Annotated in this window: 2 protein-coding genes; one reads left to right on the forward strand and one right to left on the reverse strand. The window is 36.3% G+C overall.

From position 1 onward, the window contains the following. Positions 1-12 precede the first annotated feature (12 nt). Positions 13-177, forward strand: a complete 165-nt coding sequence (locus ABN217_RS20560) for a GH32 C-terminal domain-containing protein (protein WP_502935157.1) — start codon at positions 13-15, stop codon at positions 175-177. Between the two features lie 36 nt (positions 178-213). Here ABN217_RS20560 and ABN217_RS20565 read toward each other — a convergent pair. After that, positions 214-504: substrate-binding domain-containing protein (locus ABN217_RS20565; RefSeq protein WP_349460055.1), on the reverse strand; the 291-nt coding region annotated here is incomplete at its 5' end.

The following is a 504-nucleotide window of genomic DNA, read 5'->3' on the forward strand; positions in this document are numbered from 1 at the left end:
ATCCATGCATTCATTGACAAATCAAGTCTTGAAGTATTTATCAATGAGGGGGAAATTTGTTTTACTAGCCGTATATATCCACAAAAAAACCAACGTGCTTTAACATTATTTGCGATTAACCAATCGGCAAAATTACTCAAAGCGACTTTATGGCGACTCAACAAAGCTGTTGAATAATATTTTTAAGGGGGACGTTTGCTAATAAGCGTTCCCTTAAATTGATGTCCTTTCTGATAAATCACATGCAACATATTGAGTACCATTATTTTTCCGTTGCTCAATGATATGTAATGCAGCTTGTTCCCCTAATTGATAATGAGGTAACACAACCGTTGTTAGTGGTGGATAAAATAACTCACCAACGCCAATCATATTGTCATATCCCAATACTGCCACATCTTTTGGAATGTGGATCCCTTTGCCCAATAACACTTGATAAGCTAAAAAAGCAATACGGTCATTACCACACACCACAACATCAAAATCAGGTTGGCCATTTTTACA

This window comes from Proteus sp. fly-1067, assembly GCF_040139345.1.
In the GTDB taxonomy this organism is placed as follows: Bacteria; Pseudomonadota; Gammaproteobacteria; order Enterobacterales; family Enterobacteriaceae; genus Proteus; species Proteus vulgaris_B.